The sequence below is a fragment of the Pusillimonas sp. genome (assembly GCF_035515275.1).
In the GTDB taxonomy this organism is placed as follows: Bacteria; Pseudomonadota; Gammaproteobacteria; order Burkholderiales; family Burkholderiaceae_B; genus Pusillimonas.
The window spans coordinates 1-3,734 of sequence record NZ_DATJBQ010000140.1; the positions used below are offsets into that span (position 1 = coordinate 1).

A 3,734-nucleotide genomic window follows, 5' to 3' on the forward strand; every position below is an offset into this window, starting at 1 on the left:
GGGATGCAAGCACGCAGCATGTGTGAGCAACAAGGGTGGCGGGCCACTGGCCCGCCGTTGCGAGTTCTGCGTGCGCCCCGAAAATGATAGACGGCGAGGGAAGCCGGCAAAGCCGGCCGCAGCTGCCGGCGCCCAAATACCCCACCCCGCCCCGCGCCGCATTAAGAACTCAAACACTATGCTAATTAATAGACCGCACAGCCCATGAACTCAAATACCATGCTAGCTAATAGACCACGCCGCTCAAGAACTGAAATAGTTAGGCAGCTTAAGGTTATGGGTTAAGCCTGGGCCCCCACCATCCTCACACACCGAAGCAGCTCTTCGCCGTACGCCTCCCGCTTGCGCACCCCCACCCCGCTGATCTGTCCCAGCTCATCCAAAGAATCAGGACAGCTTATCGCCACCTCTCGCAGCGTAGCATCATGGAAAATCACGTAAGCCGGCACGCCGTGGTTACGAGCCACCTCGGCACGCCACGACCGCAGGGCCTCAAAGCGAGCCTGCGCCTCGGGCTCAAGAACAACGTCCGAACCGCGGCTACGCGAGGAAGATGATTTCGAGCCTGAACGCGAAGACCGTTCCTTCTTCTCGGGCTCACGACGAAACATCAGCGTCGTCTCGCCCTTAAGAACCGCCCTACTGCCGTCGGTAAGCGCCAGCGTCCCGTAGCCCTCGTGGTCTACCGCCAGCAGGCTTTGCGCCAGCAACTGACGCAACACACCCCGCCAGGCCTGTTCCGACAAGTCGGCGCCAACCCCGAATACCGTCAGGCTCTGGTGGTCATATTGCTGAACCCGCTCGGTTTGCTTGCCGCGCAAAATGTCAATAAGGTGCCCTGCGCCAAACCGCTGCCCCCGTTCACGCCACAGCCGGTACACCGCCGATAAAATCTTTTGCGCCGCCACCGTGCCGTCCCATGCTTCGGGCGGCTCCAGGCAGGTATCGCAATTACCGCAAGGCTCGATCGCCTGATCAAAATAAGCCAGCAAGCGCTGGCGACGGCATGACACCGTTTCACACAGCCCCAGCATCGCATCAAGCTGCGCCCCCAGGCGTCGGCGAAAGCCGTCGTCGCCCGGCGACTCGTCGATCATGCGTCGCTGCTGCACCACGTCTTGCAGGCCATAAGCCAGCCAGGCCGTAGCCGGCTGCCGGTCACGCCCTGCCCGGCCCGTTTCCTGGTAGTAGCCCTCGACCGACTTGGGCAGATCAATGTGTGCCACGAATCGGACATCGGGCTTGTCAATGCCCATGCCGAAGGCGATGGTAGCCACCATCACCAGACCCTCTTCACGCAAAAATCGCGACTGATTTTCAGCGCGCACCGCCGCACTGAGGCCTGCATGGTAGGGTAAGGCCGCCACCCCGTTCTTGCAAAGGAACTCGGCCGTTTCCTCGACTCGCGCGCGGGAAAGACAATAAACAATGCCGCAATCGCCTTCGTGCTCGGCCTGAATGAAGGCCAGCAACTGGCGTCGAACCTCGTTTTTTTCAATAATGCGGTAGCGTATGTTCGGCCGATCAAAGCTCGAAACGAAATGAGGTGCGTCGGTAAGCTGCAGCCGTTGCGCAATTTCCCGGCGCGTCACTGTTGTGGCCGTGGCGGTTAACGCAATGCGTGGCACCTGCGGCCAGCGCTCGGCCAAAATAGACAACTGCAAGTATTCGGGCCGAAAGTCGTGCCCCCATTGCGAAACGCAGTGCGCCTCGTCGATGGCAAACAACGATACGTTCCCCTGATCAAGCATTTCTAGGCACCGGTCGGTTAGCAACCGTTCAGGAGCCACATACAGCAGATCAAGGTCGCCGGCCAAGAACATTTGCTCAACTTCGCGTGCCTCGCGCCAGTCTTGCGTGGAATTAAGAAACGCCGCCTTTACGCCCAACTCGAGCAGAGCGTCGACCTGGTTCTGCATCAAGGCAATCAGGGGCGAGATCACTACACCCACACCCCGACGCATCAACGCAGGTATTTGGTAGCACAACGATTTTCCGCCGCCGGTCGGCATAAGCACCAGAGCGTCGCCCCCAGCATGCACGTGTTCAATAATCGCCTGCTGGTCGCCGCGAAAAGAATCGTAGCCGAAGACCTGCTGCAGAACGTCAAGGGAACCGGAAGAGAAAGAAGACATGCGATAACGACAGGGCGCTGGGAGCGCCGAAAAAACGGTAACGTAGGCCGGCCGGAGCGCCGACGAACAAAGCATTTTAGCCCCTTGACATTGAACGGCACCAACCACTACCGAATGGGCAGCGACAACTCAAGGCCCAAGCCGTAATCGCCACTGACGCGTTCTCGTTGGGCGCTCAAGGAAACACGCAGGTTGGGGCTGAACCAGAACTGTTGACTGACCCGGAACTGTTGCTTAAGGGGCTTGATGGGCGACGTGACTTGCTCATAGCTTCCGCGCACCGTGCCCCAGCGCCCCAGCCCAACGCTGGTGGAAACCCGATTGCGGGTTCGGCCCGCATCGGTGCTAAAGCCGGCATACGTGCCTAAGTCGGAAAAACCGCCGCTGCGCTGTTCGGTAAGCCACGAAAGCCTGATGTCCTCCAGCAAGCTTACGTCGTATCCTACCCGATAGCGCCAGCCGTCGTGCAGGTTTCGGGTTGCTTTTGCCACGCCCACCCGCCAGGCTCCCCATGGCGTCGAGTACAAGCCGCCCAGCCCCGCAGTAACCATGTCGGGCGCCCATTGAACCTGGGTCTCCAGTGTCACGTGGGGGCTGATGCCGTAGCGCAACACGGCATCGCTCGCTCCAGCGCCGTAAGCCAGCTCGCCCGAACTTGCAGCCGCGTCCGTGTAATTCAGCGCCCCAAACGCCACTCCGTATTCCCACTGGTCCTCGGGCACGGCGGCATCGGTGAGCGAGCGGCTTATCGCGATTCCACCAAGGCGCGCACCCCCGCCCCACAAAGGGGTGCGTGGCGAGTAACTGCCCAGTGTCAGATCCGTGCCGTCGCCCCCCACATACCGCCAATTTTCAGCCCCAAGCTCCCACGTATCAGACGAGGTAAGCGTCGAGACGGTTAGTGGAGCACCCCCAAACTGCGTGCCGGCCATGCCGTATGTAGCGTATGGCTTCAAGCGGCTGCGATACGACCAATCCGTGTCGCCGGGCCGAAATTGGTCGGGGGAAGGAGAAAAAAGCGATTCGCGAAAGCCCTCGCCGGCCACCAGCCCCTGTTCAGGAGCCGGAGGCAGCGGCGGCAAGACTTTGGGTGGCCCGACAGTTTCCGTCTCGACCGAAAACAGCCGCACAGGCGCCAGGTCACGAAACTCTGCCGCCATGGCAATGACGGGCCCGACGCCGCAGGCCAGCAGCGAAACTGCTGCGACGCGCGCCCACCCCTTATCGCTCGACTTGTTCCCTTGTCGATTCATTCCAATTTTTTGCCAGATTGACCTCTTGAGGTGCACTCGGCCCGTATACCAAAGCCTGTTTCAGACCTTGCCAACCCGTGTATCCGAAGCACGTGTCAGGTTAACATCGCGCGTTGCGCGTCTGGCCGAAGCGCTGGAAACAAGATGTGCCACAGCCCCGGTAAGCGTCGTTTATTTCAAACGATTTCGAATGCTTGCCAGGGGGCGGTTCTCTGGGCAAACTGGCGGCATCATGGAAAAAACACATACCAAAGTGCTGGTCGTCGACGACGACCCCGCCTTGCGTCAACTGCTGGCCGACTACCTTAATCGCCACGGCTACGATACCTTGCTTGCTCCCGATGGC

2 protein-coding genes and 1 pseudogene are annotated in these 3,734 nt (G+C 60.3%); 1 reads left to right on the forward strand and 2 read right to left on the reverse strand.

All coding sequences use genetic code 11. From position 1 onward, the window contains the following. Positions 1–281: 281 nt before the first annotated feature. Positions 282–2,135, reverse strand: a complete 1,854-nt coding sequence (recQ, locus tag VL003_RS10325) for a DNA helicase RecQ (protein WP_325442158.1) — start codon at positions 2,133–2,135, stop codon at positions 282–284. 107 nt (positions 2,136–2,242) lie between these two features. After that, entirely contained in the window at positions 2,243–3,388 is a 1,146-nt protein-coding gene (locus VL003_RS10330; protein WP_325442160.1) for a fimbria/pilus outer membrane usher protein, read from the reverse strand. A 232-nt stretch (positions 3,389–3,620) separates the two neighbouring features. Here VL003_RS10330 and ompR point away from each other — a divergent pair. Beyond that, a pseudogene (gene ompR, locus VL003_RS10335) lies at positions 3,621–3,734 on the forward strand (two-component system response regulator OmpR); the annotation flags it as partial.

Coding starts and splice junctions, on each gene's coding strand:
- VL003_RS10330 (WP_325442160.1), bottom strand. CDS start 3,388: ATGAATCGACAAGGGAACAAGTCGAGCGATAAGGGGTGGGCGCGCGTC.
- recQ (WP_325442158.1), bottom strand. CDS start 2,135: ATGTCTTCTTTCTCTTCCGGTTCCCTTGACGTTCTGCAGCAGGTCTTC.